The organism is Halalkalibacter nanhaiisediminis, assembly GCF_007830185.1.
In the GTDB taxonomy this organism is placed as follows: domain Bacteria; phylum Bacillota; class Bacilli; order Bacillales; family Bacillaceae_D; genus Halalkalibacter; species Halalkalibacter nanhaiisediminis.
Genome location: NZ_VLKZ01000003.1, coordinates 99,376 through 125,719, shown reverse-complemented (window position 1 = coordinate 125,719; position 26,344 = coordinate 99,376). Strand labels below are relative to the sequence as shown.

33 protein-coding genes are annotated in these 26,344 nt (G+C 38.1%); 11 read left to right on the top strand and 22 right to left on the bottom strand.

The features are described 5' to 3' along the window. Positions 1-21 precede the first annotated feature (21 nt). The 4 genes from fliS to IQ10_RS05895 all read right to left on the bottom strand — a co-directional run bounded on the left by fliS (position 22) and on the right by IQ10_RS05895 (position 4,355). Positions 22-447 (bottom strand): flagellar export chaperone FliS, encoded by a 426-nt coding sequence (fliS, locus tag IQ10_RS05910; protein ID WP_144449566.1) that lies wholly within the window; start codon positions 445-447, stop codon positions 22-24. Positions 448-511: 64 nt separating this feature from the next. After that, a complete protein-coding gene (locus tag IQ10_RS05905) occupies positions 512-808 on the bottom strand; it encodes an EscU/YscU/HrcU family type III secretion system export apparatus switch protein (protein WP_144449565.1) in 297 nt (98 codons plus the stop codon). Continuing rightward, complete coding sequence (locus IQ10_RS05900) at positions 805-3,102, bottom strand: hypothetical protein (RefSeq protein WP_144449856.1); 2,298 nt, start codon at positions 3,100-3,102, stop codon at positions 805-807. The genes IQ10_RS05905 and IQ10_RS05900 overlap by 4 nt, the downstream gene beginning before the upstream one ends. 62 nt (positions 3,103-3,164) lie before the next feature. Continuing rightward, complete coding sequence (locus tag IQ10_RS05895) at positions 3,165-4,355, bottom strand: DNA polymerase IV (protein ID WP_144449564.1); 1,191 nt, start codon at positions 4,353-4,355, stop codon at positions 3,165-3,167. 144 nt (positions 4,356-4,499) lie between these two features. Here IQ10_RS05895 and IQ10_RS05890 point away from each other — a divergent pair, with 144 nt between their 5' ends. Then, positions 4,500-4,706, top strand: coding sequence for a hypothetical protein (locus tag IQ10_RS05890; RefSeq protein ID WP_144449563.1), 207 nt, complete (start codon positions 4,500-4,502; stop codon positions 4,704-4,706). 239 nt (positions 4,707-4,945) lie between these two features. Here IQ10_RS05890 and IQ10_RS05885 read toward each other — a convergent pair whose 3' ends face one another. Next, positions 4,946-6,067: a M20/M25/M40 family metallo-hydrolase gene (locus IQ10_RS05885; RefSeq protein WP_144449855.1), complete on the bottom strand. Its 1,122-nt coding sequence runs from the start codon at positions 6,065-6,067 to the stop codon at positions 4,946-4,948. 140 nt (positions 6,068-6,207) lie between these two features. Continuing rightward, on the bottom strand, positions 6,208-6,639 hold the full coding sequence (gene mce, locus IQ10_RS05880; RefSeq protein WP_144449562.1) for a methylmalonyl-CoA epimerase: 432 nt from the start codon (positions 6,637-6,639) through the stop codon (positions 6,208-6,210). Between the two features lie 150 nt (positions 6,640-6,789). On the opposite strand from mce, the gene prli42 reads away from it, so the two are divergent. Further along, positions 6,790-6,879 (top strand): stressosome-associated protein Prli42, encoded by a 90-nt coding sequence (prli42, locus tag IQ10_RS17970; protein ID WP_158639992.1) that lies wholly within the window; start codon positions 6,790-6,792, stop codon positions 6,877-6,879. A 172-nt stretch (positions 6,880-7,051) separates the two neighbouring features. Here prli42 and IQ10_RS05875 read toward each other — a convergent pair whose 3' ends face one another. The 6 genes from IQ10_RS05875 to IQ10_RS18145 form a co-directional block, all read right to left on the bottom strand. Continuing rightward, positions 7,052-7,564, bottom strand: coding sequence for a L,D-transpeptidase (locus IQ10_RS05875; RefSeq protein WP_144449561.1), 513 nt, complete (start codon positions 7,562-7,564; stop codon positions 7,052-7,054). Positions 7,565-7,600: 36 nt separating this feature from the next. Further along, positions 7,601-8,569 (bottom strand): aromatic acid exporter family protein, encoded by a 969-nt coding sequence (locus IQ10_RS05870; protein ID WP_144449560.1) that lies wholly within the window; start codon positions 8,567-8,569, stop codon positions 7,601-7,603. A 170-nt stretch (positions 8,570-8,739) separates the two neighbouring features. Continuing rightward, complete coding sequence (locus IQ10_RS05865; RefSeq protein WP_144449559.1) at positions 8,740-9,462, bottom strand: amino acid ABC transporter ATP-binding protein; 723 nt, start codon at positions 9,460-9,462, stop codon at positions 8,740-8,742. Then, positions 9,455-10,111 carry an amino acid ABC transporter permease gene (locus IQ10_RS05860; protein ID WP_144449558.1) on the bottom strand — a complete coding sequence of 219 codons (657 nt, stop codon included), beginning with the start codon at positions 10,109-10,111 and terminating at the stop codon, positions 9,455-9,457. Before IQ10_RS05860 ends, IQ10_RS05865 begins: the two co-directional genes overlap by 8 nt. An 89-nt stretch (positions 10,112-10,200) precedes the next feature. Next, positions 10,201-11,034, bottom strand: coding sequence for a transporter substrate-binding domain-containing protein (locus tag IQ10_RS05855; protein ID WP_144449557.1), 834 nt, complete (start codon positions 11,032-11,034; stop codon positions 10,201-10,203). Positions 11,035-11,423: 389 nt separating this feature from the next. Beyond that, a complete protein-coding gene (locus tag IQ10_RS18145; RefSeq protein ID WP_199757385.1) occupies positions 11,424-11,564 on the bottom strand; it encodes a hypothetical protein in 141 nt (46 codons plus the stop codon). Positions 11,565-11,818: 254 nt separating this feature from the next. Between IQ10_RS18145 and IQ10_RS05850 the strand changes: the two genes are divergently transcribed. After that, positions 11,819-12,193 (top strand): PilZ domain-containing protein, encoded by a 375-nt coding sequence (locus IQ10_RS05850; RefSeq protein WP_144449556.1) that lies wholly within the window; start codon positions 11,819-11,821, stop codon positions 12,191-12,193. 36 nt (positions 12,194-12,229) lie between these two features. On the opposite strand, the gene IQ10_RS05845 is transcribed toward IQ10_RS05850, so the two are convergent. Then, positions 12,230-14,038 carry a PAS domain S-box protein gene (locus IQ10_RS05845; RefSeq protein ID WP_144449555.1) on the bottom strand — a complete coding sequence of 603 codons (1,809 nt, stop codon included), beginning with the start codon at positions 14,036-14,038 and terminating at the stop codon, positions 12,230-12,232. Positions 14,039-14,210: 172 nt separating this feature from the next. On the opposite strand from IQ10_RS05845, the gene IQ10_RS05840 reads away from it, so the two are divergent. From IQ10_RS05840 to IQ10_RS05835, 3 genes are all read left to right on the top strand, one after another. Further along, positions 14,211-15,077: a sulfite exporter TauE/SafE family protein gene (locus IQ10_RS05840; RefSeq protein ID WP_144449554.1), complete on the top strand. Its 867-nt coding sequence runs from the start codon at positions 14,211-14,213 to the stop codon at positions 15,075-15,077. Between the two features lie 200 nt (positions 15,078-15,277). After that, positions 15,278-15,412, top strand: a complete 135-nt coding sequence (locus IQ10_RS18535) for a hypothetical protein (RefSeq protein WP_277877943.1) — start codon at positions 15,278-15,280, stop codon at positions 15,410-15,412. A 166-nt stretch (positions 15,413-15,578) separates the two neighbouring features. Then, positions 15,579-16,097, top strand: coding sequence for a DUF3231 family protein (locus IQ10_RS05835; RefSeq protein ID WP_144449553.1), 519 nt, complete (start codon positions 15,579-15,581; stop codon positions 16,095-16,097). Between the two features lie 382 nt (positions 16,098-16,479). On the opposite strand, the gene IQ10_RS05830 is transcribed toward IQ10_RS05835, so the two are convergent. The 3 genes from IQ10_RS05830 to IQ10_RS05820 form a co-directional block, all read right to left on the bottom strand. Then, positions 16,480-16,791, bottom strand: a complete 312-nt coding sequence (locus tag IQ10_RS05830; RefSeq protein ID WP_144449552.1) for a hypothetical protein — start codon at positions 16,789-16,791, stop codon at positions 16,480-16,482. A 226-nt stretch (positions 16,792-17,017) separates the two neighbouring features. Further along, the gene (locus IQ10_RS05825) at positions 17,018-17,617 is read right to left on the bottom strand and encodes a TetR/AcrR family transcriptional regulator (protein WP_144449551.1); all 600 of its coding nucleotides are present in this window, start codon (positions 17,615-17,617) and stop codon (positions 17,018-17,020) included. A 206-nt stretch (positions 17,618-17,823) separates the two neighbouring features. Beyond that, complete coding sequence (locus tag IQ10_RS05820) at positions 17,824-19,557, bottom strand: BCCT family transporter (RefSeq protein WP_144449550.1); 1,734 nt, start codon at positions 19,555-19,557, stop codon at positions 17,824-17,826. Positions 19,558-19,714: 157 nt separating this feature from the next. On the opposite strand from IQ10_RS05820, the gene IQ10_RS05815 reads away from it, so the two are divergent. From IQ10_RS05815 to IQ10_RS05800, 4 genes are all read left to right on the top strand, one after another. Next, positions 19,715-19,924 (top strand): DUF1659 domain-containing protein, encoded by a 210-nt coding sequence (locus IQ10_RS05815; protein ID WP_144449549.1) that lies wholly within the window; start codon positions 19,715-19,717, stop codon positions 19,922-19,924. Between the two features lie 34 nt (positions 19,925-19,958). After that, positions 19,959-20,186, top strand: coding sequence for a DUF2922 domain-containing protein (locus IQ10_RS05810; protein WP_367613653.1), 228 nt, complete (start codon positions 19,959-19,961; stop codon positions 20,184-20,186). A 3-nt stretch (positions 20,187-20,189) separates the two neighbouring features. Next, complete coding sequence (locus tag IQ10_RS05805; RefSeq protein WP_144449547.1) at positions 20,190-20,366, top strand: YvrJ family protein; 177 nt, start codon at positions 20,190-20,192, stop codon at positions 20,364-20,366. Between the two features lie 234 nt (positions 20,367-20,600). Further along, on the top strand, positions 20,601-21,077 hold the full coding sequence (locus IQ10_RS05800) for a hypothetical protein (RefSeq protein ID WP_144449546.1): 477 nt from the start codon (positions 20,601-20,603) through the stop codon (positions 21,075-21,077). A 40-nt stretch (positions 21,078-21,117) separates the two neighbouring features. On the opposite strand, the gene IQ10_RS05795 is transcribed toward IQ10_RS05800, so the two are convergent. From IQ10_RS05795 to IQ10_RS05785, 3 genes are all read right to left on the bottom strand, one after another. Continuing rightward, positions 21,118-21,624 carry a DNA-3-methyladenine glycosylase I gene (locus IQ10_RS05795; RefSeq protein ID WP_242009766.1) on the bottom strand — a complete coding sequence of 169 codons (507 nt, stop codon included), beginning with the start codon at positions 21,622-21,624 and terminating at the stop codon, positions 21,118-21,120. After that, entirely contained in the window at positions 21,621-21,824 is a 204-nt protein-coding gene (locus tag IQ10_RS05790) for a Z-ring associated ZapG family protein (protein WP_144449545.1), read from the bottom strand. Before IQ10_RS05790 ends, IQ10_RS05795 begins: the two co-directional genes overlap by 4 nt. Positions 21,825-21,914: 90 nt before the next feature. Further along, positions 21,915-23,207 (bottom strand): NCS2 family permease, encoded by a 1,293-nt coding sequence (locus IQ10_RS05785; RefSeq protein ID WP_144449544.1) that lies wholly within the window; start codon positions 23,205-23,207, stop codon positions 21,915-21,917. A gap of 190 nt (positions 23,208-23,397) precedes the next feature. On the opposite strand from IQ10_RS05785, the gene msrA reads away from it, so the two are divergent. Beyond that, complete coding sequence (gene msrA / locus IQ10_RS05780; protein ID WP_144449543.1) at positions 23,398-24,369, top strand: peptide-methionine (S)-S-oxide reductase MsrA; 972 nt, start codon at positions 23,398-23,400, stop codon at positions 24,367-24,369. A 46-nt stretch (positions 24,370-24,415) separates the two neighbouring features. Here msrA and IQ10_RS05775 read toward each other — a convergent pair whose 3' ends face one another. From IQ10_RS05775 to IQ10_RS18530, 3 genes are all read right to left on the bottom strand, one after another. Then, positions 24,416-25,402 (bottom strand): NAD-dependent epimerase/dehydratase family protein, encoded by a 987-nt coding sequence (locus IQ10_RS05775; protein ID WP_144449542.1) that lies wholly within the window; start codon positions 25,400-25,402, stop codon positions 24,416-24,418. Positions 25,403-25,455: 53 nt separating this feature from the next. After that, on the bottom strand, positions 25,456-26,025 hold the full coding sequence (locus tag IQ10_RS05770; protein ID WP_144449541.1) for a TetR/AcrR family transcriptional regulator: 570 nt from the start codon (positions 26,023-26,025) through the stop codon (positions 25,456-25,458). 111 nt (positions 26,026-26,136) lie between these two features. Then, positions 26,137-26,268 (bottom strand): hypothetical protein, encoded by a 132-nt coding sequence (locus IQ10_RS18530; protein WP_277877942.1) that lies wholly within the window; start codon positions 26,266-26,268, stop codon positions 26,137-26,139. Positions 26,269-26,344: the final 76 nt, after the last annotated feature.

Below are 26,344 nucleotides of genomic sequence, written 5' to 3'. Positions count from 1 at the left end.
AGAATGACATCCCTTCGCTCATTAACTCTTATAAACGGAATAGTTTTCGTAAGCATTTACTTTTTGTTTCATCGTTTTTGGCTGAATGTCACGCTTTGTTTTCATCGCTTCATTCCAAGCATTCATAATTGGTTCAAGAACGGTGATCACTTCTTGAACAACCGCTTTATCTTTTTTCAGATTCGCTTCCACCAGCTTGTCAGCCATATAGTTATATACTTGCTCAAGCTGATCAGCGACGATACCAGCTTCATAATTAATACCGGCACCTAAACGGTGAACAATATCACTTGCTTTTTGCAGCTTTTCATTTGCACGAATAAAATCTTTTTCATCTATATGTGTAAGTGAGTCTTCTAAATTGGTCAAACACGCTTCATATAATAATGCTGTTAATTCTTGTGGAGTTTTTTGATGAAGCGCTTCGTTCGTAAGGAATGTGGTCAAACCTTCCACCTCCATCTTTCTTTTCTGAGTCTATCAATAGTATCGGAGTAACTCTTGTGATTGTTTAATAGTTTTTCTCCATTTCTTCAATTAATAACAGAATTTCTGCCATAACCGAATAAAGCTGTGGTGGAATATTGTCTCCTAAATCCATATCGAGCAGATTCTCAACAAGCATGGCATCTTCTTGCATGTGCACATTATTCTTTTTTGCTAGTTCGATAATTTGATTGGCAACCTGTCCTTTTCCTTGTGCAACGACTTTCGGTGCCCCGTTCTCATCATCATAGCGAATAACAGCCGCTGTTGGGCCATTCATTTGCTTTCGTGCCTTTTGGTTAAAGTGTTTGGAGACGATCATATTTTAAAATCAAATCCTTTCTCCGTAAAGACAGGCTGTTGACGTGACTTTTCTGTTTCTTGTTCTGTCTTTTCGGTTTCAGATGATAAATGCGTATATTTTATTCCGTTAATCGAATAACCGATTTCTCCGAGCTTTTCAACAGCCATTTCGACAAGCGGCTCCATTTTCGCTTGGAAATCTGCCTTATCATTTTTTAATGTGACCGATAATTGACGCTCTGTCGCTGAAACAACAATGCCGATTTCACCCATTTTCGGTGTTTCCATCAAAAAGTAGAGGCTACAGTTTTCCCAATCAACTTGCTGTCCTTCATTGCGAGAGTTCACAAACACCTGAAGATTCTCAACTTTCTTTTCCAATAAAAATGGAAGCTGAAAAAACATACTTTGTAAATTGCCTTGTTGATCAGAACGGCTCAAAAGCTGCTGCCCCGTGACATTATTTAATGCTTGGCTAGCAAGCTGTTGCACACGCGATCCTTCTTCTTCACCTCTAGCCAATTGAAGCAGAGTCGTTTTCAAATCGCGTTGGCTTGAATCTTGCTGCTGTTGATCGCGCCCTGAAGCAAGCTGCTGAGCTACCTCACTATCACGATTTAAACCAAGTCCACGGACCATTTCAAACATTGCGCGAGGCGATCCTTCCTGTACCGGTCCCCGTGCAGTTTCATTTAATTGACTTGTAAAGGACTGCGAAGGAAGTTGAGCTTCACGAAGGGCACGTTCATTTGCTGCCGTGTAATGCATGATCTTTGTTTCAGATGGTTTAAAATTCAACTGTTCAACTAATTGCTGAACTTCGCGAACGATGCGGTTGGCCTCTTGATGCCGGCCTTTTCCTAATAGTTTTTTTGCTTCATGGAGCTGACTGCTTGCTTGCATGAGCTGGCGTTCCGTCCTCATATCTGCTAGCAGCATCATCTCACTTCTCAATATCGCATTATCAAGTTTTTTAATTGTTGTTTCAAGCAATGGCTTTGAATGGTGTTGCGCTTGACTGCGAAATTGCTCAATTTGACGATTCACTAAATCAAGATTACGAGTAATATCACGTTGCAGGCTTTTAAAATCTGCTGTCATTTGCGCTAGTTTTTCTGTCACCGTTGTCACAGCTATCGATTTACTTGTCATCTCAACACTAGTCTGAAATTGTTCATTTTGGACATACGTATTTGCTTCAACTGTCAGACTTTGCATTTCGCTTGTCTTTGCAACTTCTTTTATTTGCTGAATCATCGTCGATAGCTCTTGTCGTGCCTTCAACTCTCTTCCTTTTTCTTGAAAATCTCTTGCTGATTCCATTACTTTGTTTAGGTCCGTTTCTATAGCTTCTGTTAATTCCTGATGTCCACTTAACTGGGATTGAATTTGTTGAAGCACTTTCTCTAATGAAGGTTCACGTTGCAATGTTTTCTCTGCATGATTAACTACTTCTAAAAGAGACAAGGTTTGTTGCAGTTGAGCCTGATTTCCTTGCACTGATGTTGATAAAGTCGACAAAGATCCAGATAACTGCTCTCTTGCTAATTGATGAAGCTGCTCTGGTTGACGCATCGTTCTTTCGACTTGCTCAATTGTTCCTGAGCTAAATGCACCGTTTTGTCTCATTAATGTGTCGATATGTTCACGTGCAGACTGAGGCATCACTTCACGTGACCGATTTGCATCCCGTTCTACTCCCTCTCTTTCCACAGGTTGAGGCTTAAATTCCGGATCCATTTCCCGTGCCAAGTCAGTCATTACTTGATTTAGCGGCCTCCCATGTAACGCTTCATGAACAGCACGTAGATGATTAGCTGTCACCTCAAGTCGTTTGTTTGCAATTGCTTGAACCGTTTGTAACCGCTCTTCTGGTTTCCCCTCATTCATAAATCGCTGTAATTCTTGAACAGCTTCCTTTGTAAGGGGTATTCCTTTATCCATCAATATGGAGGCTGCTTGTCTTAATTCAGGAGTTGGCTGTTGTACCCCAAGTTGACGTAGTGTCTGATTTAGCTCTTGTTGTCTCCCTGTACTTCCTTGCTCGTTTGTACGGGGCTGTTGTCCGTCTGCATGTAACGTTTTCACACGAATGACATCGCCTTGTGGCTCCGTTACTTGAATCGTCGCTCTGTCGCTTGCTGGAATACCTCCCTCAAATTTCGCAACGACTTCCCTTCCACGGATTGATAATACCGCTTCATCGTTTCCTTTTCGTTCCTTAATCGTTGCACGGTACACATCGCCCTCTCTAAGCTGTGCCGCTCTCTCAGGCTGCTGTGCTGCTGTGTGTACTTGATGTTGAATTTGCATACGATTCACGCTCCGCTCCTTAAAAGTCCTACCTATAGTATCGGTAAAACGATGAAACTTGTTTACTTTTCGTCACCTTCTAATTTCGACCAACCTTTACGGACAATCTCCTCACCAAAGCGTTCACGTAATTGCTTCATCGTTTGATAAAGATCGTCTCGCTTTTGATCCTCTTTATATGAAAACAAATCAAGCTGTTTATAAGCAAATTGCCGATCCATTAAATCATAGGTGCTAATGCCAAGTAAACGAACTGGTTCACCGTTCCACGCCTTTTCAAACAATGCGCTTGCTACCTTTAATAGTTCTTCACGATCTTGCAATGGATTTACTAGTTTTTGACTACGCGTGATCATCTTCCAATTATGATAGCGTATTGTTAGCTGAACCCCTCTTGCAAACACATCTTTCTTTCTAAGTCGTTGATGGACACGACTAGCTAGCTGATCAAGCGTCGTCCGAATAACCTGATGGTTTCTTGTATCGGCCCGAAGTGTCGTTGAATGACCAATTGATTTATATTCCCCGTACGCATCAGGGTTAACAGCTCGATGATCATTTCCGTTTGCCCGTTCTTGTAACTGGATTCCACGTTCACCAAATTTTCGTGCTATGAACTCTTTATCCGCTGTCGCTAAATCACCAATTGTATGAACCTCATATCTCTTCCATTTTTCCACCGTCCGTTTACCGATTCCATACATTTCCTCAATCGGCAACGGCCATAGCTTCTCTTGTACATCCCGTTTGCGCAAAATCGTTATTCCATTTGGTTTCTTCATATCACTTGCCATTTTTGCTAGAAATTTATTTGGCGCAATTCCAATACTACAAGGAAGGCGTAGCTCTGTTGCGACTCTTTCTTGAATTTGCTTTGCAAGAACAACGGGATGTATTTCGTATAAATAAGAAGTCAAATCAAGATACCCTTCGTCAATGGATACTTGCTGAACAAGAGGTGTATAGGAATACAAGATTTCAAACAGTGCCTTCGAAGCTGCACGATACCGTTCTCCATTAGGTCTTAAAATGATCAAATTTGGACATCGTTTTTTCGCTTGCCATAAAGGCATCGTTGTCTTTACACCTTTCGCTCTTGCCTCATAGCTACTTGTGACAATAATCCCTTTGCGCTCTTCTGGATTCCCAGCGATTGCCACTGGTTTCCCTTTTAAGCGTTGATCATGGGCAATTTCAACAGAAGCAAAGAAACTATTCATATCCAAATGAAAAATTAACCGAGTATGATTCATTCTTAAGACCTCCTTCTTATCATTATAAGAAAATATGTTCGTTTTTAAAAGAATGAATGGTTGCATTATCGTTTGATTTAAGATATGGTAGAACTAATAAGTAATGACGAAATTTGTCATTCTTATGGATTGGAGGCTAGAAACATGCAAACCAGCAAACAAAAGCAGGAACTGCATCATACCGCTTCAATGGAGCACATTAAGGCCATCCAACGTTTAGCTCACATAGAAAGACGAAAGTCACCAACAATAGCAGAAATCGCAGCTATTACTGGTCTTACAGAAGAACACATCTTAGAAAGTATGGAGTTTGGCCAATTAAGCCACTTTACTCAGCCCTATTTTCATTAGAAAAACTTGGCTTCTCCCAAGTCCTTAATGGTGAAAGCCTAAGTCATTTTTTATTCAATTAGAAAGGTATCATAATTTTATACTTTCTAATTTATTTAAATAGTCTAGATTTCCTTATACTATTGAATGGACGGATTTGCTTAAAAAGCAAATCCGTTTTTTTTGTACATTCTTACACATAACAAAAGCCGATTTTCCTCATTAACAATAAGAAAAATCGACTTCTCCATCTATATCAATTAATTTGCTGCGACTTCTTTCATGACAGCAACAACAGCTTCCGAAAGCTTTACCAACTCAGCAATTGGCATTCGTTCATTTTTTGTATGAATGTCTTCATATCCAACTGCTAGATTCACTGTTGGAATTCCGTGGCCAGCGAATATATTTGCATCACTGCCGCCTCCACTTTGAAGAAGTTCTGGTGTACGACCAATCGCGGTCATGGCACGCTTCGCAACTTCTACAACCTCATCTCCGTCACCGAGCTTAAATCCAGGGTACATGACTTCAACTTCAACATCTGCTTTTGTTCCCATTTCAGCAGCAGTCGATTCAAACGCTTCTTTCATTTTTGCCACTTGCGCTTCCATTTTTTCATTCACTAATGAACGAGCTTCAGCTAAAATTTCAACATGATCACAAACAATATTCGTTTGGCTACCTCCTTCAAAACGACCAATATTAGCAGTTGTTTCCTTATCAATTCGGCCGAGAGACATTTTTGAAATAGACTTCGCCGCAACAGTAATCGCTGAAATCCCTTTTTCAGGTGCAACTCCTGCATGAGCGGTTTTACCGTGGACAATCGCTTTAATTTTCGCTTGGGTTGGTGCAGCAACAATGATATTTCCAACTGGTCCATCACTATCAAGAGCAAAGCCATACTTCGCCTTCATCATTTTTGGGTCAATGACCTTTGCACCGATTAGACCTGACTCTTCACCGACTGTAATTATAAACTGGATCGTTCCATGCTCAATATTTTCTTCCTTTAAGACACGCAGGGCCTCAAGCATCGCTGCAATCCCAGCCTTATCATCAGCACCTAAAATCGTCGTACCGTCTGTTACAACATAGCCATCTTTAATAGAAGGCTTCACGCCTTTACCTGGTACAACCGTATCCATATGGGAAGTAAAATAAATCGGATCAACACCTTCTTTATTCCCTTCAAGTGTGCAAATTAAGTTTCCAGCTGAATGCTCGGTTTTACTTGCCGCATCATCTTCAATAACTGTGACACCTAAATCCTCGAATTTCTTCTTCAAAATTGGTGCAATGACACTTTCATATTTCGTTTCTGAATCAATTTGAACAAGCTCCAAAAATTCATCAACTAATCGTTTTTCATTTATGATCATATGTACGTTTCCTCCCGTTATCTTTTCTATTTAAATCGTACATTTAACTACGGCAAAGCGCAAGTTCGCCACTCTTTAACGAAATAAATGCGTAAGTTCTAGAAATTCAGAAACTTACGCATTTAGACATTTGCTATTTATTTTTGCTGATCATCTACATTCTTTTCACAAAACTCATAAAGAACGCCTCTTGCAGATTTCGGATGAAGAAAAGCTACCTTTGCTCCTCCAGCCCCGTTCACTGGTTCATTATGGATCATTTGTACACCATTTTCTCTTATATCTTCAATTCTTGATTCGATATTCGTAACTCCAAGTGCAACGTGATGTATCCCCTCGCCACGTTTTTGGATGAATTTCGCAATTGGACTATCTTCTGATAAAGGTTCGAGTAACTCTATTTTTGATTCACCTATTCCTAAGAAAGCAACTTTTACTCCTTGAGACTCAACTTCTTCCATTCCTAGTAGGGGAAGCTTTAAACTGCCAACATAAAATGGTAAGACCTCTTCAATTGATAAAACCGCAATTCCGATATGATCGATTTTCTTTGGTGACTTTCCACTCATCTGTTCATCCCTCCAGCATCTATCGTTAATGTTTATATTCGTGATAACGTTTTCAAGTTCCTGCTTTTTGAATATGATTTTTACTAACCCCTTGTCCAGCAGTGCAGAACCAAGTAAAATAAAAAGAGGTATAACAGAGGAGGGTGCAATATGCCACGTAAATTCCAAAAAACGATTATTTATATTATGATTGCAACTATGGTCCTTGGCTCCGTGTTAATGGGCGTTTCATTTTTCTAATCGGACTACAATAATATGAGAGCTTGTTTCATCCTCATAATAAGAAGATGACGATGGCTCACACGCCAAAAACCCGCTATATGATGATAGCGGGTTTTAGACGAATTAACAATATATTCCTTGCATGAGGGTGTGTCACAAGGTTTTTTCCGACCTTTTGACACACCCTTTTCTAATGAATCGCACCGAATTCACGGGCAATCATTTCGAATGAATGATTCTGATTTGTGATATGGACGCGTGTACCGAGCGGAACCTCATTAAAAAGCCTTTCGACACTCTCATTTGGAAGCCGAATACAACCAGCTGTCACAGCGTAACCTATTGACTCAGGACGATTTGTGCCATGAATGCCGTACGTTCTTCCTTCTGTTTCGTTCGCATCAAATCCGATCCATCTCGTCCCAAGTGGATTAGCTGGATCGCCACCTGGAATATTCTTTTTCCGATAATAAGGATTGATTGCTTTCACTGTAATCATAAAAGTGCCAAGAGGGGTCTCGTCTCCAAGCTTGCCAGTCGCAACCCTCATAACCTCCTTAATGTCGCCATCTTGAATAACTGCTAATTCATGTGAGGCTACATTCACTATAATAAATGGATCACCTGGTGTAGGATTTTCACCAAGAGGCCAAATGGGAGAAGCAATAAGTAGACTTAAAAATGAAAGAAGCGCTATTTTCATGTGTCTTCATTCCTTGCTTTTTCCTTAGTTTTTCTGTTAAAGCTTCTTTTTATCCGCTTGATTCCATAATTGATCCTTAATATGAAGATATTGTTCTAGCTCTTGCATAATATAAAACAATGTTGATCTTACCTCAAACTCTTCACGCGTTGTCGGTAGTGGCATTTCTTCAAAGGTTTGCTTAATTGATTCTAAGCGTTCTTGAAAATATGGTACGCGGTTAACTGGACTAACAGATCTACTAAGGTCCTCTAAGAAATCAGCTATGATCTTACTTTGAGCAACAGTATGATGAACCCTTGAGACAAAAGGCATTAATCTCTCAAGAATATCAAACTGCTTCTCACGCATCTTGAAGTAATAGTAATATTGATCTTCATAACGGAGAATGTGGTTTTGAATATTGTGGAAAGCGAGGTTTTTACCTTTTTTCAACAATTCTAAGGTTTCAGGGATTTCTTTACCATCCCAGTCACTCTCACCGTAGCGCAAATAGCTCGATAACTCACGTAAAATTGTCTTAAAATGCTCCTCGATTTCTTTATGATAATGTCTTAATGCACGATCATTACTTGGCATATACAAATTCATTAGTAATGCCACGCCAACACCAATCACAATTAACAAAAGCTCATTCACAATAATGGAAAATGACACAGCTCCAACGCTATACAAATGTAAAATGATAACCGAGCTAGTCACAATGCCATTCGTTACTTTCACCATCACAGTGATTGGAATAAATAGTAATAAGATAAGTCCTAATGTCCACGGATGATAACCAATTAACTCGAATAAAATAGCACTCACTGCCATTCCAACCAAACAGGCCGCAACTCTCTCCCAGGATACTCTTAAAGAACTTCTTCTTGTTATCGAAATACAAAGAATCGTAATAATGGCTGCCGACGCAGAAAATTCCAGTTGTAATCCCTCGGCAATAGCAATCGCTAGAGCTGCCCCAACTGCTGTTTTCAGCGTTCTATAGCCAATTTTATAAGCCATAGTTTCCCTCATCTCAGGTTTGTTTTATCTAGTGTATCATATGACATGTTTTCAATTAAGAAATGATGCAATCATTTCTTACAAAACTTTCGTGAGCCTGTTCCAACTAGGAACTAACCAACTTTTACATAGAAAAAACGACCTACAGCTTTTCTGTAAGTCGTTTATCGTTATAACACTTTTTCTAAGAAGTCTTTTGCTCTTTCTGACTTTGGTGTAGTAAAAAACTCATTTGGCGGAGCATCTTCCATGAGAATACCTTGATCAAGGAAGATAATACGATCTGCTACTTCACGAGCAAATCCCATTTCATGCGTAACAATGGCCATCGTCATACCTGAGTCTGCTAAATCCTTCATAACAGCGAGTACTTCTTTCACCATTTCTGGGTCAAGCGCAGACGTTGGTTCATCAAAGAGCATCACTTCTGGTTCCATTGCAAGCGCACGTGCAATCGCTACTCGTTGCTTTTGACCACCCGACAAACGGCCTGGATATTCGTCACGCTTCTCTAATAGTCCGACTTTCTTTAACAGCTCTTCTGCACGCTCTGTAGCTTCTGCCTTTGAAAGCCCTTTGACCGTCATTGGTGCATACGTCAAATTATTAAGCACAGTCATATGTGGAAACAAATGAAAATGTTGAAACACCATTCCGATTCCCGCACGAACGCGCATCACATTTGTTTTCGGATTCGTCAATTCTTGATCACCAACCCAAATTTGACCAGATGTCGGTTGTTCAAGCAAATTCAGACAACGAAGGAATGTAGACTTCCCTGAACCAGATGGTCCAATGATTGCGACAACATCCCCTTTTTTTATTTCTGTTGAAATTCCCTTCAAAACCTCGACCTTACCAAAGGACTTATGCAAATCATCTATCTTAATCACTACGCTGCAATCTCCTTTCGATCAGACGACCAATAATTGTCAGAATCATTACAAGTAAATAGTAAATCAAACCAACTATTAAAAGTGCTTCAAAATACCGATAAATCTGCGCATTCAAAACTTGAGCACGACGCATTAAATCCATAACCCCAATAATAGAAACAATAGCTGATTCTTTTGTTAGGTTAATAAATTCATTAAACAACGCTGGCAAAATGTTACGAAACGCTTGCGGTAAGATGACTTTAAACATCATCGAGCGATAAGGAATACCTAATGCTGCGGCTGCTTCTTTTTGTCCCTTATCAACTGCTTGTACGCCTGCACGAATGATTTCCGATACATAAGCAGCTGAATTTAACCCGAATGCTAGCACACCAGCAACATATGCCGATATTTCAAGTCCAAACTGTGGTGGACCAAAATAAATAATGGATAACTGTAAAATTAAAGGCGTTCCACGGAAAACAGACGTATACGCATTTGCTAAAAAGCGAAGCACACGAAAACGCCCAATCTTAAATACTGCTAAAACAATACCTAAAACAAGTCCCAAGATAAGAGCGACTGATACAAACTGTAATGTGACCCCAATCCCTTGAAGTAAAAAAGGGATATGAGGTATGACTTGGCTAAAATCCAAATTCATGCCTTGTTAATCCTTTCTATTTTCAACTTGAAAAAGCAGTTAAATCCCGCGAGCATATTGTTGCTCGCGGGATTTGACATACTACTTTCTTACTCTTCAGTGTCAAACCACTTAAGTATAAGCTCATCCATTTTACCACTTTCGATTAGCTCATTTAACTTTTCATTAAATGGTTCTACAAGCTCACTGCCTTTAGGGAAAGCAATCGCTGAACCTAATTCATCTTCACTTGGAACCTCGAAGCTAACTAACTGACCTTGTGCCTCCATATGTCCTGCCGCTACTGTATCTTCCATTAAAATTGCATCAATACGACCTGCAAGTAACTCTTGCATAATTTCAGGGATACGGTTTAACTTTACAACTTCAAATCCAACTTCCTCCGCTAATGCATCAGCATCCGCTTCTTGAATTGAACCAAGCTGAACCCCTACTTTTAAGCCGTTCAAATCCTCTAGAGAAGAAATATTTCCATCTTCCTTTGAAACGATCAAGTTCGTTGCTTCGTAATAAATATCTGAGAAATCAACATTTTGCTTGCGATCTTCTGTTGGAGTCATACCTGCAAGAACGAAATCAACTCTCTTTGCTTCCATCGCTGGAATTAATGCATTGAAATCCATATCAGCAATTTCTAAATTATACCCTAATTCAGACGTAATATATTTTGCAATATCCACATCAAATCCAACAATCTCTTCAGTAGCAAGATCTACTGATTCATACGGAGGATAATCTGCTGATGTACCCATTACAAGTGTCGGAGCATCTGCTGGTACCTCTTTCACTTCTTCTGTATTTGGAGCTGCTGTATCTTCAGGTGTGTCTCCTGTTGTTGTGTCCTCTTCTCCTGTTCCACAAGCTGCTAACAGCCCTACTGATAAGACAGCTGACATCCCGAACATCAACCATTTTTTCTTCATTTCAAAACCCCCGTTTTCTCTTTTAGTATAATAATTATACTCGTACATGCATAATAACACATGCTTATTCGAAAATGAATACTCTTTTTTAAAAAAGTACGTACATCTTTAATAACAGAATTTTCTCTTTGTTTCCATTATTACAGGTAGATAATCTCACATACAAAGGTTCCTATTAAACTGTTTGCTTTCATTTCTATTATTATTTGGAAATAACAAGAATTTTGATCATATATTCAAGTTAGACTCCGAGCTTCTATATAAAATAGCGATAGCAAGAGTGCAAATCGTCCTACAGTCCAACAAACACAGAAGTAAGGCCAAAATAAAAAAGAGCAACCACTTAAAATGTGATTGCTCTTTTTTAAATGTATAGCTTGCTGTTTATGTTATTCTGCTGGCTCTTCTGCTGGAGCTTCTACTGCAGGATCATCTGCTGGAGCTTCTTCCGCAGGCTCCCCACCGCATGCTGCTAACACGCTAATTGAGAGTGCTCCCGCTAATACCGTATAAAGTAATTTCTTGTTCATTAGAAATTCCTCCTTTGTATGTGAGTTGGAATATGTAGTATTTTGCTTCCAACTATATTCATCATACTAAACGCCCTCAAAAGTTAGAAGTGTTTATCTTTTAATTACAAATTTTCACAAAACTTTTCGGGATTGTCACACTCGACTTAATGAAAATATGGTAGTTTTATGATAAAATCCATTGACTTTTCTTATCATTGAAACTTTTAATATAATTATAAAAAAATCCATATTAAAGAAGGAGAGAAAATATTGTGAAGTACCGTCGAGAAGATTCATTCCGTTATGAATTCGCAGAGCCCTTAGATGGTCACTTTAAATTAGTGAAAATTGAGGATCACGACGTTGAAAGCTCTGAAGGACAACTATCTATTCTTGATATAAGTCCTGGAGGAATGAAAATAGAGACCACTTTTGAACTACCTGATCCAAAAAAAATAAACATATTTCTGGAAATCGAATTTACTCTTCAAGAAAACGAACTTATTTTGCGAGGTGAAGTTGTTTGGAAAACCATTCTTTCTAACTCTTATGAGTACGGTATCGATTTCACCTCGCCTGAAAACGAACGACAGCAGATGCTCACAGATTTAAAAGGCTACGTTAGAGACCGCCGAACAGACAGCTAATTCCACTGACAAAACACAAGACAAACAAAGGAAATGCTATATCATAAGCATTTCCTTTTTCCGCTTTTTTAATGTAGGTAAAATGATTTCAACCTTCGTTCCACGGTTAACCTCACTATAAACATTCAAGATTCCTCCATGATGTTCAATAATTTTATAACAAACCATTAGACCAAGCCCTGTTCCCCTTTCTTTCGTAGAATAAAAAGGCTCCCCTAAGCGTTCAATTCGTTCTCTCGGCATGCCACATCCATTATCTTCAACCTGAATACAGACAAAGTCGTCAGGATGATTACGTACACGCACAGAGATGATACCATTTTCCTCAACAGCCTCCATCGCATTTCGAATAATATTGATAAAGACTTGCTTTAATTCCTTCTCCAATCCTAAAATAATAGGAACTTCTTCAGCGTTGAATTCAAGTTTAATATTTATCATATTTGAGTGCGTTTCTGTTAACGTTAGTAATTGTTTTAATAAGGTATCTATTCTAATATTTTGAAAATCCTGTTCGTAATTAGGTTTGGCTAATGTTAAATACTCATAAATAATTGATTCAACACGCTCTAATTCTTCCATCATTAGTTTTAAATAATAACCGTTGTATGACTCCTCATTTTGAAATAATTGCAGAAATCCTTTGACCGTTGTGAGTGGATTACGTATTTCATGTGCCACTCCTGCTGCTAATTGAGCCACAACAGATAATTTATCTGATTTTCGAATTAGGTCATCCACCTTTTTACGTTCTGAAATATCCTTTAATATCGTTCTAAATACTGGCTTCCCTCTGAATAATATAATAGTTGAAGTCGATTCCACCTCTAACATTGTACCATCTAATTTTTTTATTGTTACAATTGCGGTCGTCACTCTTTTTTTACCAGCTAACAATAACCTATTGTTTTCCTTTACCCTTGTTAATTCTTGACGAGCCAGCAGTTCTGATAATTTCTTTCCTACTAGCTCCTTTCTGTTTGTTGCACCAAATAATTTATTTCCTGCAGGGTTCATATAAATAATATTTTCACCATCATGAACGGAAATTGTCTCAGGAGTATGTTCAACTAAGCTTCGGTATCGCTTCTCACTTTCTCGTAGTTCCTGCTCCATTTTTTTTCGATTTGTTATGTTCATAAAATACATCGTTACTCGCTCATCTGAACGATAAGCACGCACATTATACCAACATTGCAAATTTTCTAAATAATATTCAATCTCTATATAATCCTCTCCAGCAAGCAATAAATAAATTTTATTAGATAATTCTTTATTTTGATCAAGCTCTAAATACTCCCAAAAATTCTTTTCTAGGAGTTCATCTTCTCTTTTTCCAAACATTCGTTCAGCTTCCTCATTTGCATATAAAAATTGCCCATCCAAACGAATCGTAATAACCGCATCTTTTATTCCGTCTAAGATTTTCTTGGGCAAGCGAACTTCATCTCTTTCATTAATAATATCTGTTAACTGTTGACTATTTCTCAAATTACTTGGCATCATCAGTTTATCAGTCTGTATATGATAGGCCACTTCATTCCCACTTGAAATATCAGTAATAGTAAATGTAATCGATTGCAAAAATCCCTCTCCATGTAATATGTTTTTTTGAAACTGCGCCTGACGAATCCCTTTTTTTAATATAAATTGAAAATTAGACATATCATTCTCATTTTCTTCAATGATAATTGCTTGTAGACTAAGAGTACTCAGCCTTTCTTTGGCATATCCTATCGTTTGACAAAAGGATTGATTTATAAACAAAAATTTACCAGATTCATTAATAATCGCTTGGCCTAATAAAGATGATTCAAAACCTGCAGTTAATATCGACAAATTCATTTTTCATTCTCCTAACCGTTCTCTCCAACATTAACTATTCTTTTTTTTTTTTAGATGAAATCCTTTTATAATCATCATTTTTCGTTCGACTAATTCTAGCTTTTTTCAACAGCATCTTGCGACTTTAAACTGAACAGAATTACCGTTATAATGAAACACGGAGGAGGCTTTAATGGAAATCTTTATTTATATTATTTTAGGTGCAATAATTGGTGTTTTTTCTGGTTTTTTCGGTATTGGTGGAGGAATTATTTTAACTCCTTTGCTCTTATTACTTGGTTTTTCGCCGACTCTCGTTATTGGTACAAGCTTGATGTTATCTCTCGGCACTTCTATCTCTGGTGCCATTGCTCACTTTCGACTGAAGAATATTCAATGGCGATATGTAGCAGTGATTAATATTGCAGGGATAATCGGCACACAAATTGCACACCCAATTATGCTTAATCTTGATACTCTTGGACATGCAGAAGCTTTCATTTCGATTTCTTACATCGCTCTTCTTACTTTCTTCTCTTTTACGCTACTGAAGAAACAGAGAACTCATCGCTTAAAGCGCTCTCCTCTCCTTTCACCGATGCTGATTGCTGGGTTAATTGGATTAGGAGCAGGGTTTATTTCAGCTGCTTTAGGTGTTAGCGGAGGCTTTTTTATTGTTCCTCTCTTAATTGCATTACTTGGATTGAAGGTACCTCATGCCGTAGGAACCAGCCTAGCCTCTGTTGTTTTTATCGTGAGTGCAGGTTTTTTATCCTATAGTATGTCAAGCTCTTTGAACTATTTAATGGGTATTTCGCTTATTATTGGGACATTTATTGGTGCACCACTTGGAGCGAAGGCCACCTCTTTAGTTGAGGAAAAATCATTGCGTAGATTTCTCGGAATTTTGTATATTTGTATGATTGCTAGTGTCTTATCAAATATTTTCTCATTATCAAGCATAGGATTATTCATCATCTGCACATTTACCATTATTTTCTTTTTCATTTTAACTCATAAATACCTTCAACAATCTCCAAAGAGAAAGATCACACAATGATCTTTCTCTTTTAGTATGGGCCTAGGTCAACTTAGGATATAAAATCCATACAGTATATACGGTTAAGTATTGTAAAAATTGATCTCCTATCTCCTTTTAACAATGAGATAATATGCTAAAAAAACAGGTATTTTGATACGTATCAATGCAGAAGCATTGTGATAAGATATGGTCACTTAAATGAGAAATGAGGTAAGAAGATGGGCCAACCAAAGCAACCAAGTGATTTTGCCATTCTGAAAGAAGCTCTTTATGGGCTTGGGATTGGGATTATTATGATGATTGTTGTTTTTTTGTTTGTTCATTTCGGGTTAGACATTAAGGCATTTACGTAATAAAAGATAAAGCATGCGATTTAAATACTGATCGTATGCTTTTTTGTTATTTACATTTTGTACATACCATAACTTTCTATTATAATTCCATCTCCTTTTTGTGCATTCTAACTAATGTCATGTTCAAGATGCATGACATTAAACGAAACAAATGGAGGAGATAAAAATGGGTATACTAAGTGGCGATCAACAAAAAGAACCAATGCACTATGGAGAAGTATTTTCTACATGGGGATATTTAACTACCTCTAAAGGAAAGGTATCAGCTTATCAAACATTTTATAATCACGCAGGCGATAAAGACTTGCGTAGATTAATCGAAAACTTTCTACAGCAAGCACAAAAGGAAAATACAGAAATTGAGACTTTATTAAAAGCAAATGGTGTGATGCTACCACCAACACCTCCTGAACGTCCTAACGCTGACCTTGATTCTATTCCCGCTGGAGCACGCTTTAACGACATGGAAATAGCAGCTGCTCTTAGTGCAGATTCTGCTGCTGGTTTAATTGCTTGTAGTCAAATTATTGGCCAATGTACACGCGAAGATATAGCCACGATGTTTGCTCAATTCCACATCCAAAAATTACAATTGGGATCTGCCACTCTTCGCCTGAATAAAGAAAAAGGTTGGTTAATCGTTCCCCCATTGCACACTGGACAGAAAGAGCTAGCACACGTGTAATACACTTAAAAAGCGTAAGTGCCTTGGTCATAGAGCGACAAGTACCAGAGGCCTGTCAATGTGTTGCTGGTTTTAGACAATGTATTTAAGATAAACCGAGCGAATGAGGCTTGGTTTATCTTTTTCAAACTCTTATAGGAATTTTGATATTTAATATTAAAATCAGAATAAGGAAATTCTTTCTTCAACGAACGAAAGCGTTCATTCAACAAGGGAAGAAAAGATGAGTAAAACGCACAGATATTGAAAATCTGTGCGTTTTTGTATGCTAATTTCAGTTTACAATGTTATTTAATCTGTAAATTAGCGTTTTCCCTCCCAAAACTGAACCCGTTAGGATCATTCCCTGTCCTTTTCCACTTTGTTAAAGCTGTAGAGCTTTTCAATCATTTTGTAAGTTTATATATGTTTTAACTTGGTTTACATCATTTTGATCCTGTACGACATTCTTAATTGAAACAGGAACCTTTGGATTCATTCTTTTACTTGTTCTATCATTTTGAGGTACATTTCTTTGCGGAATGACACCTTTTTCACTTTCAAAAAATTGGCCAATTTCTGCTTGGATTTTTTCAATGGCTTGCTTATTTTGCTTTTTTCCTTTCTTTGTTACATTATTCGCAGGCCGAATTTCATAATTACTTAGAACCTTTTCGATTACAGTATTTATCAACTGTTGATCATAATTCCCCATCATTTAACACCCTTTCTTGTTTCATTTCAGTTATCAGTGTCCTTACTAAAATATGAAACAAGCGCCTAAGAAGTGTTAGGCGGATAACGGAATTACAGAACAATTTAAAAATCCTTCTTTGATAAATAAAACTTTCATGAGCTTTTACTCTCAACCTAGAATGAAAAAGCATGATTCTTTTTCTATCCAACTAGAAACGACCCAACTTTAACACAGAGAAGAGCAATTAATGTAACGCCGTTTTCTTCAGTGAAAGTAATCCATTCCAATAGATCTTCCAAATGCTGTTTACTCTTTTTTCAAGATTATCATTTTGATCAAGCAATTGTTGAACAATACTCCCATTTAAAATACAATGAAAGCTTGTTATTAATTCAGATTGTTGCTTATGATCAACGATTTCTGCTTTACATAATTCTAAGAAAATGTCTTCCAAAATCTCATCTTGAAGTTTTTTAACTTGCTGGTGACGGTTAGAAACTATTTCTTTTAATTGTTCAGGCGGAAAAACAATAGCCCGCTTATACATCATCATTTCAGCTTGATGCTTGGCTATAAAAGCGCTTAACCGAAGCAGATAAAGATAAAGCCTCTTGTCTAATGGCTCAAATGTTAACTCATTTTTAATGTCTTTCATCCGCTCAATATACAAATGAAAAACCTCTTCAAAAACAGCCATATAAAGGTCGTCTTTTCCAGAAAAATGTGCGTAGATAGATGGTTTTTTAATACCGACACCAGCAGCAATATCCGATAAAGATGCACCATTATAACCTTTGTCTGCGAACAGTATCAGAGAGACTTTTTTTATCTTATGTATGGTCATATCTATTGCTCCTGTTCTACTTCTAAGTACCTTATTATAACATAGTGATTTTCGTTATCTATTTCGAATGGACAAAAAACGTTCACAAGATGAGATTGGTCTAAAAGTCTTACTTTCATAAGCGACAAGAGTATGACAGATTAACCTAAAAGATACTAAAAGAAGTGAGTAACTGCCCAAGATTGCACCTACTCACTTCTTTTTTTCTATTTGTCTTTATTTTTCTTATTTTGATCAATATCTAAATCGTTATATAAATCCTCTTTAATTTCCTCATACACTTTTTCCTTCATATCTTCCTTAAATTCCTCATACACTTCCTCTTTCACATCTTCCTTAATCTCCTCGTATACCTCTTCCTTCATATCTTCATAAAACTCTTCACGAATTTCTTCTTTTAATTTTTTCATTCTTTTTCTACGTCTCTTCATTCCTTCTTGTTTATAATCTTTTCCAAACATAACAAGAATGGAGATTATCATGATCGTCATAATGATTGCAAAAGGCAATGCTGCTATAATCGATGCAGTCTGCAGTGCTTGGAGACCTCCACCTCCACTAACAAGCAAAACACTAGCTGTTCCTGCAATCAAAAAACCCCACAACAATTTCACAGACAAGCGTGGATTTAAACTACCATTTGATGTCATGGCTCCTAACACATACGAAGCGGAGTCTGCTGAAGTAATAAAGAAAATCGCAATTAAAATGACAGCAAGCACATTCGTAATCCCACTTAAAGGCAATTCAGCTAACGTTGTAAACAAAGCAACTTCCACATTGTTCATGACAAGGTCGCCAATCGGTGCAGCACCAGAAATCTCTAAGTATAAAGCAGTTCCTCCAAATGTTGTAAACCAAAGGACAGCTAGAATAGAAGGAACAATAAGCACTCCCGCCATAAATTCACGGATCGTTCGGCCTCGTGAAATTCTCGCAATAAAAATCCCCATAAATGGAGCCCATGAAATATGCCAAGCCCAAAAGAATATTGTATTCGTTCCAAGCCATTCACTTTCTGTAAATGGTGTCATCGTTAAACTCATTGATGTTACATTTGTAATATAACCACCTAATGTTGTGACAAAGCTTTCTGCAATAAAGAGTGTTGGACCAAAAATAATGACAAATAGCAGTAATAAACCTGCTAAAATTAAATTAATATTACTTAAAATTTTTATCCCTTTGTCCACTCCTGTTGCCGCTGAGAACATGAATAAAAATGTCACAATGATAATGACAATAATCTGGGTCAATACACTATTTGGGATCGGTGAAATATGGGAGATCCCGCCCGTTATTTGTAAAGCACTTAACCCGAATGTAGTTGCCACGCCCGTACACGTTGCGATAACGGCAAGAATATCAATAGAGCGCCCTGCCCAGCCATTTATTCGATCACCGATCAATGGATAAAAAGCAGAACTAATTAAGCCAGGTCGATCTTTACGATATTGAACGTACGCTAACGTTAATCCAACAATTGAGAAAATGGCCCATGGATGAAGCGCCCAATGATAGACTGCATACCTAAGACCTGCAACAGCAGCCTCTGGCGTTTCAGGCGTATATCCCATCGGTGTATCTAAATAATAAAGAACAGGTTCTGCAACTCCCCAAAAGACAAAACCTACACCTATACCTGCAGCAAACAGCATTCCGATCCAGGAAAACCAAGAGTACTGCGGACGTTCATCGGGCTTTCCTAATCTCAACCTTCCGAACGGACTAATCGCAATCACAATCACAAAAAATACAAAAAACGCGGTCGATAACATATAAAACCAACCAAAATTCTCTATCATCCAGCCTAAACCTTGTCCAGATGCTGATTCAAGAGATCCCGGTGAAAGTGCTCCCCATAATACGAATAATCCTACGATAATAGCAGAAATAATAAGAACACTTCCTGGTCGATTTACTTCTTTCGATTGATTCATCTTTCCCCTTCCCTTCTATGTAACTCGTTCACTACCACAACAATGTAATTTACCCACATTTACAATGGATCTAAACCTCTTTTTTACATTTTGCTGGATTTCTCTCACCTATTTTGTCTCTTAAACGCTATATGTAGGTTGAAGGAGGTGATACAAAATGAATATCTCACAGCAATCAAGAGTAACGATGACTTTTATTACTGGAATGAATGAAAATGGTCAGAATACGACTCGTACAAAGACATTAAATAATGTTAAAGGCACAGCTGCAGATGAACAGCTTGTCGAGCTTGTCACAGCATTAGCCGTTCTTCAAGAACTTCCTCTTGCTGATGCAGCCCGTAACAACAGCTATTCACTTATGTAAGGAGTAAGGAAAAACAAGATGTAAAGAATAAGGAGTGATAGAATTGAGTAAAACACTAGAACTATTATTTGAAAATGAAGAAGGTCGACAAGTAACCGTTAGTGTGGATCAACCGATTGAGCCTGTCGATGCAGCGGCAGTGGCAAATTCGATGGCAGTCATTCTAAATGGAAATACGTTACTGTCAAGTGGTGGTGACCTTGTAGCCATTCGTGGTGCTCGTGTCGTTGAACGTAACGTTAATGTGATTGAGCTACCGTAAAACATGAGTACGTTAGAGCTATGGATCCCTTTGCTAGGTGAGTATGGATTCCCTGTCATGGTAACGTTCTATTTACTGCATCGGCTTGAACAGAAGCTTGATAATGTTACTGCAGCAGTTGAACACTTACCTACCAAATTATCCGAATCGCATAAACAAGGGATACGCCAAATTAAATAATCAATGACGCTGACTCACAAAAAGAGTCAGCGTCTATTTATTATCTAAAATTTTACAGTTTAAAAATGAAATTGACGTATATACTAATCGTCATGGATGCCCTTAGAAGGAGGAAAAAGACTGATGAACTCGAACACAGCTACTAACTTTTTTGGAAAAGCAGAACCTATTCTTTGGCAGTTCATAAATCTTTTTTTTATACCTAATTTTAAAGATTTCACTAAGAGGTAATGTATGAGTAAAGAGCGACGTTTAGAAGCAATTTTATGGAGCATAGCATTTCCTGGATTTGGGCAATTTCTTAATAAAAAATACTTAAAAGGATTTTTATTCGTCATTCTTGAATTCGCTGTCAATGTTCAAGCAAAATTAAATACAGCGATTATTCCGAGCTTCTATGGAAATGGTCAAATGGCAAATGCAACCGTTAATTACCAGTGGATCATGTTCTACCCTTGCTTGTATTTATTCTCTATGTATGATGCCTACAGAGATGCTGGCGGTAAAGAGATTCCTTACTCCTTTCTCCCATTTGCAATCTCAGCCTATTTTGGAACCGTAGGAATTATTTATTCAAATGTTTTTAAACTATTCGGTCATCTAGCAGGAGTGATTTGGTCTCCGATTCTCTTTCATATCGTTGGTTATGTGATTGGAATGATCATCAGATTGATCGTTCTAAAACTCATTCGATTACCTTCTCAGTCATGAAAACATGCGCTACTATACTTTATTAAAAAATTAATCACAGTTACGTGCCTTCAAACCAATCACATGTTTCATCATGCTTTGGTTGCCATTCTCCAATTGCTTCAAAATAACTTGTAGCTGTTGTTGGGCCTACATAACGAAATGTCGCGCCTAATTTTTTTACTTTTGATTCCTGGTCATGTTCTAACTGATCAATCCAAGTTCGAAAGCTGCCAAATTCTTCGATTAGACCTTGAACAATCTTAGCATTTTTGATTGTTGCTTCAATCTTTTTACGGTGTCGAATAATTCCTTCATCTGCAAGAAGCTTTTCAATATTTTCATCGGTAAAAGAGGCAACTTTAGCAGGTGAAAAACCATGAAATACTTGACGAAATCGTTCTCTCTTGTGAAGAACGGTTCGCCAGCTCAATCCAGATTGAAACACTTCTAGCGTTAAGGCTTCAAACAGCCCTTCATTGGTCACGACTTGCTTGCCCCAATCGTGATCATGATATTCTTCTAAAAGGGGATCTCCTTGGCACCACTGACAGCGAGTAATTGTCATTTATCATGATCCTCCTTTTCTTTGGAAATTCGATCAAGCTTTTCGTTTACTTTTTCTAATTCATTCTTTAACTCACTTTGGATTTTCCGTTGCTGTCGTATGGTATTCAACGCATAGATAATAACAAAAAGAACGATAAGCGGTATTAGGAAGCCCACTAACTGATAAATCATTGATCCTATGTTCATTCCTGACTCCATGATACCTTCTCCCATCTATTGTAAGTAATGTTATTGTACCGAAAAAAAGCATATCGTGACAACAGCCACAATACGCTTGATCAAACAAAACTATCCTAGTGAATGTAAGACAATATGGGCGAGAAATAGACTCGCGATGACATATAAAGGAATGGGCACTTCTTTTGCTTTTCCAATTGCTAGTTTCAAAATAGGATATGCGATAAATCCAAAGGCCATTCCTTCAGCAATGCTATACGTTAACGGGATTAGCGCGATAATCAAAAACGCTGGGAATCCTTCAGAGAAATCATGCAGTGGAATCTCCTTAATATGCTGGACCATTAATCCCCCAACAACGAGTAAAATAGGGGCAATAGCGCTATCTGGCACAATTGTAATCACTGGAATGGCAAACAATGTGAGAACAAAAAGAAGCCCTGTTACAACAGATGTCAGACCTGTTCGTCCACCAGCCGAAATGCCTGCTGCTGTTTCAACTGTCGCCACCGTCGGACTGGTACCAAATAATCCAGATGATAAGGCTGATACCGCATTTGCTTGGAGTGCTCGTTTATTCTTATTAGGATGACCTGTCATTTGCAAGTAACCATGGATAAGTCCTACATTTTCAAAAACAAGAACCATCGTCATTGAGAACACCGCTATCCAAAAGGCAAGAGATGCAAACCCACCGAATGATAGATCTGCAAAAAATGAGCCATAACTTGCAAGTGAGAAACCATCAGAACTTGCGCTATTTGGCTTAACGCCGATTAAATAGGCCAAGCCTGTACCAACGACCATCGTAATGAGGAAGTTTCCTGGCACTTGACGAATAAACAACACGATCGCAAGAAGCAATGTTAACAGTGTTGCTAGTGGCAATGGATCACTGAGATGAGCAATCGCAATAAACGTCTCCTCATCTCCTCGAATCACCCCACCTTTTTGCAGACCAATGAATGTAAGAAATAACCCGATCCCTACCGTAATCGCATCCTTTAAGGAAGGAGGAATGGCTTTACTTAAGACTGCTGCCAGCTTCGTAAAAGCAACAACTACAAACACAAGGCCAGATACAAACACAGCCGCCAGTGCTTCTTGCCATGAGAGTCCAAGCGCGTGTACGAACGTATAGGTGAATAACGCGTTCACCCCCATTCCTGGAACAAGGATAATCGGTGCGTTGCTCCAAAGTCCCATCAACAAACATCCAAAAACAGACGTAAGAATGGTCGCGACAATCGCTGCTTGTAGTGGCATTCCAGCATCAGCTAAAATAGCTCCATTAATGGCCACTATGTAGACGATCGTCAAAAAGGAGACAGTACCTGCAACCACCTCGCGCCTCACCGTCGTTCCATGACTCTCTAAATCAAACCGTTTAAAAACCCCTTTCATTTTACCTTTCAACTCTTTTCAGTTGTATCCCTCTCCCACCCAGTGTCAATATAAATATTGCACCAAGATTTTATAGTAGCATGTTTTATGAAAAAGCAAAATGATCAGTTCAAGCACGATATAAGAATGATTAATGAAAGACATGTTATACTATGATCGTAGAATGAGACAAAGAGAGGATGAATACCTTATGACAACACCAGCATTCGAGAAAGCAACATTCGCTGGCGGCTGCTTCTGGTGCATGGTCAAACCATTTGATCAATATGACGGAATCGAGTCTGTCCTTTCAGGCTATACAGGTGGTCATAAAGAAAACCCGACGTATGAAGAGGTTTGTTCTGAAACAACTGGCCACTATGAAGCTGTTCAAATAACATTTAATCCAGACATCTTCCCTTATGAAAAAATAGTCGAGATTTTTTGGCAACAAATTGACCCCACAGATCCAGGTGGTCAGTTCTTTGATCGCGGTGATTCCTATCGTACCGCAATCTTTTATCACTCAGACGAGCAAAAAGCAATTGCTGAAGAATCAAAGCGCCAGTTAGATCAAAGCGGACGCTTTACAAAGCCAGTCGCAACACAAATTTTACCCGCAAAACCTTTTTATCCAGCAGAAGAGTATCATCAAGATTACTACAAAAAGAATCCAGCTCACTACAACAGATACAGTGTAGGCTCTGGACGAGTAAGATTTATTGAAGAGCATTGGGGGAATAACGAAATGAATAAGCAAAATGAACAACTAAGACAAAAGCTAACACCGATGCAATACCACGTAACCCAAGAAGATGGAACAGAGCCTCCTTTTCATAATGAATATTATGAACATACAGAAGAAGGAATTTACGTCGATATCGTTTCAGGCAAACCACTTTTTAGTTCATTAGATAAATTCGATCATGGCTGCGGCTGGCCTAGCTTTACAAAACCAATTGTTGAAGAAGAAGTCATCGAAAAAAAAGATTTTAGTCATTTTATGATTCGTACAGAAGTGCGTAGTAAGGAAGCCGACTCTCATCTTGGTCATGTTTTCAATGACGGCCCCGTACAAACAGGTGGCTTGCGCTACTGCATTAACTCAGCTGCCTTGCGCTTTGTTGCCAAGGAAGACCTTGAAAAAGAAGGTTACTCAGCTTATAAAAAGTTATTTGAATAAGGCTATTGTTACAGACATTCCTGCTTAGGGATGTCTGTATTTCTTTTTACGTGGGTTTTTGCATTTGTTTGATCACTTGTCTGAGTCCTTCATCAAAGGAAGTGCTTACCCTTGGCACAAAAGCTTGCTCATACTTCGTGCCGTCTAAGAAAACAGGGTTCTCTGTTAAATCCATCATTTCCGTCAGCTCTCTCATAAAAGGTGAAAAGAACCCAAGAAAACGAATCATTGGTTTACGAACAACAAAAGGTTTTTTTGTATTTCCTGTCAAGCGTTGAAGGATTGAGATGATTTCTTGCCCATTTTCAGGCTTTGTACCTGGTATATTCCATGATTGTTGATAAGCTGTCTCATCCATTGCTAATGTAATCAGTGCATCTGCGCCATCAAATGTATAAATAAATTCTCTTTTTTTATTCATTGGACCAAGGTATAGAGGTCGTTTTCCAGCTAGTGCTGTTTGAATTGTTTGCTGAAGCATTGTGTTATCTGCGTGCGGTCCATAAAAATCCGGGAAATGAGCGATGACAATCGAAAGTCCTTTTTTCATCCATGCTTGCATATTCAAATATAATTCTTTTCTTAATTTTCCTTTGTTTGTTTCTGGCTCTCTCGGGGTATCTTCTGTAATCAATTGCTCATTTGTTTTATAACTATAAATGTTATCAACAACTGCTACTTTTGTTTTAGTCGCAAACGCCACTTTAAACACTTCTTCAAAAAGAGGTAGCAGTTCCCTTGACCATTTTTGATAAGGAATATTTAAGCTAACAAATGTAATATCAACCTCTTTCATTGCTTGTTCTAACCGTATCGTATCTCGAACATCTCCCTCGATCACCTCAACATGATTCAAATCTCCGAATAACTCTTTTGCCCTGTTTAGATGGCGACAATACGCATACGTTTTTACTCCACTAGATTGTAAGCGATGAACAAGAGCATAACCCATAGCTCCAGTTGCTCCAAGTACAATTGCTTTTTCCATTTTAATAAATCCTCCTTTTATTAACCAGTGGTCAATTTTATTCAAAGTAACTCATCCTCCTAAAACACTTTTAATCCTTTTAAGATTGAGTTACCTATTTATCGAAGAGCACGAGCTAAAAATTCTGCATGATGATCAATCATTTTTTCCAGTTCTGCAGACGACTGACCTTCCCGTATAAAATATGAAACAAATCCGTGAAGGGAAACGAGACAAGACCATATTTCTTTTTGAGATAATGATGTTGAGACAAGTGATTGAACAGCTACGCCGAATTTTTGAAAGCTTTCATACGATGCTTGGACTGTGTGCCGCAAATCATCATCCTTCAATTGAAACATCATTTCATAATGATGGGGATAATCAATGCCAAACTGTAGGAAGCCTTTAAAAATCTTTAAAAGTTTCTCCTGATTTGTTTTTGTTTGATCCGCTACAATGTCATCAAGGCGTTCATTCAACATTGAAAAGCCCTTCTCAATTAGGGCAGTAAAAAGAGAAGCTTTATTATCGTAATGATAATAAAGAGCACCATGACTGCACTCTAGTTTACGCGCTAATGCACGCATACTGACTTGATGGTAGCCACTCTCTGCAAATAGTTCCTTGGCTGCTTCCAAAATATGCTCTTTTGTTAGTTCATTTTCTGCTTTACGTCGAGGAGACATTTGCTTCACCTTTCAATTAACCAGTGTTCAATTAAAGTTTAAAGTTCCTTTTTCTTCCTGTCAAGCATTTTTTGAAATAATTGTATGTTATACCTATACAGATTGGAGGTTTTATTTTGCGTTTTTCACATCCTTCTTTATCCTTACTCTCTCGATGATCTTTTTTTCTGGTAATTTCATCATCGGAAAAGTATTTATAGACACCGTCCCACCTTTTACAATCGCTTGGATGCGTTTTTTCATTGGTAGCCTTATTTTCCTTCCTCTTTGTTATAGAATGGACCGTTATGGCGAGCAGAATGGCGTCCTTTAGTCGGTG

Bases quoted from the DNA above. Each gene is read 5' to 3' on its own strand.
- IQ10_RS05905 (WP_144449565.1), bottom strand. From the start codon at position 808: ATGATCGTCTCCAAACACTTTAACCAAAAGGCACGAAAGCAAATGAAT.
- IQ10_RS05900 (WP_144449856.1), bottom strand. From the start codon at position 3,102: ATGCAAATTCAACATCAAGTACACACAGCAGCACAGCAGCCTGAGAGA.
- IQ10_RS05895 (WP_144449564.1), bottom strand. From the start codon at position 4,355: ATGAATCATACTCGGTTAATTTTTCATTTGGATATGAATAGTTTCTTT.
- IQ10_RS05890 (WP_144449563.1), top strand. From the start codon at position 4,500: ATGCAAACCAGCAAACAAAAGCAGGAACTGCATCATACCGCTTCAATG.
- mce (WP_144449562.1), bottom strand. From the start codon at position 6,639: ATGAGTGGAAAGTCACCAAAGAAAATCGATCATATCGGAATTGCGGTT.
- prli42 (WP_158639992.1), top strand. From the start codon at position 6,790: ATGCCACGTAAATTCCAAAAAACGATTATTTATATTATGATTGCAACT.
- IQ10_RS05875 (WP_144449561.1), bottom strand. From the start codon at position 7,564: ATGAAAATAGCGCTTCTTTCATTTTTAAGTCTACTTATTGCTTCTCCC.
- IQ10_RS05870 (WP_144449560.1), bottom strand. From the start codon at position 8,569: ATGGCTTATAAAATTGGCTATAGAACGCTGAAAACAGCAGTTGGGGCA.
- IQ10_RS05860 (WP_144449558.1), bottom strand. From the start codon at position 10,111: ATGAATTTGGATTTTAGCCAAGTCATACCTCATATCCCTTTTTTACTT.
- IQ10_RS05855 (WP_144449557.1), bottom strand. From the start codon at position 11,034: ATGAAGAAAAAATGGTTGATGTTCGGGATGTCAGCTGTCTTATCAGTA.
- IQ10_RS18145 (WP_199757385.1), bottom strand. From the start codon at position 11,564: ATGAACAAGAAATTACTTTATACGGTATTAGCGGGAGCACTCTCAATT.
- IQ10_RS05845 (WP_144449555.1), bottom strand. From the start codon at position 14,038: ATGAATTTGTCGATATTAACTGCAGGTTTTGAATCATCTTTATTAGGC.
- IQ10_RS05840 (WP_144449554.1), top strand. From the start codon at position 14,211: ATGGAAATCTTTATTTATATTATTTTAGGTGCAATAATTGGTGTTTTT.
- IQ10_RS18535 (WP_277877943.1), top strand. From the start codon at position 15,278: ATGGGCCAACCAAAGCAACCAAGTGATTTTGCCATTCTGAAAGAAGCT.
- IQ10_RS05835 (WP_144449553.1), top strand. From the start codon at position 15,579: ATGGGTATACTAAGTGGCGATCAACAAAAAGAACCAATGCACTATGGA.
- IQ10_RS05830 (WP_144449552.1), bottom strand. From the start codon at position 16,791: ATGGGGAATTATGATCAACAGTTGATAAATACTGTAATCGAAAAGGTT.
- IQ10_RS05825 (WP_144449551.1), bottom strand. From the start codon at position 17,617: ATGACCATACATAAGATAAAAAAAGTCTCTCTGATACTGTTCGCAGAC.
- IQ10_RS05820 (WP_144449550.1), bottom strand. From the start codon at position 19,557: ATGAATCAATCGAAAGAAGTAAATCGACCAGGAAGTGTTCTTATTATT.
- IQ10_RS05815 (WP_144449549.1), top strand. From the start codon at position 19,715: ATGAATATCTCACAGCAATCAAGAGTAACGATGACTTTTATTACTGGA.
- IQ10_RS05805 (WP_144449547.1), top strand. From the start codon at position 20,190: ATGAGTACGTTAGAGCTATGGATCCCTTTGCTAGGTGAGTATGGATTC.
- IQ10_RS05800 (WP_144449546.1), top strand. From the start codon at position 20,601: ATGAGTAAAGAGCGACGTTTAGAAGCAATTTTATGGAGCATAGCATTT.
- IQ10_RS05795 (WP_242009766.1), bottom strand. From the start codon at position 21,624: ATGACAATTACTCGCTGTCAGTGGTGCCAAGGAGATCCCCTTTTAGAA.
- IQ10_RS05790 (WP_144449545.1), bottom strand. From the start codon at position 21,824: ATGGAGTCAGGAATGAACATAGGATCAATGATTTATCAGTTAGTGGGC.
- IQ10_RS05785 (WP_144449544.1), bottom strand. From the start codon at position 23,207: ATGAAAGGGGTTTTTAAACGGTTTGATTTAGAGAGTCATGGAACGACG.
- msrA (WP_144449543.1), top strand. From the start codon at position 23,398: ATGACAACACCAGCATTCGAGAAAGCAACATTCGCTGGCGGCTGCTTC.
- IQ10_RS05770 (WP_144449541.1), bottom strand. From the start codon at position 26,025: ATGTCTCCTCGACGTAAAGCAGAAAATGAACTAACAAAAGAGCATATT.
- IQ10_RS18530 (WP_277877942.1), bottom strand. From the start codon at position 26,268: ATGAAAAAACGCATCCAAGCGATTGTAAAAGGTGGGACGGTGTCTATA.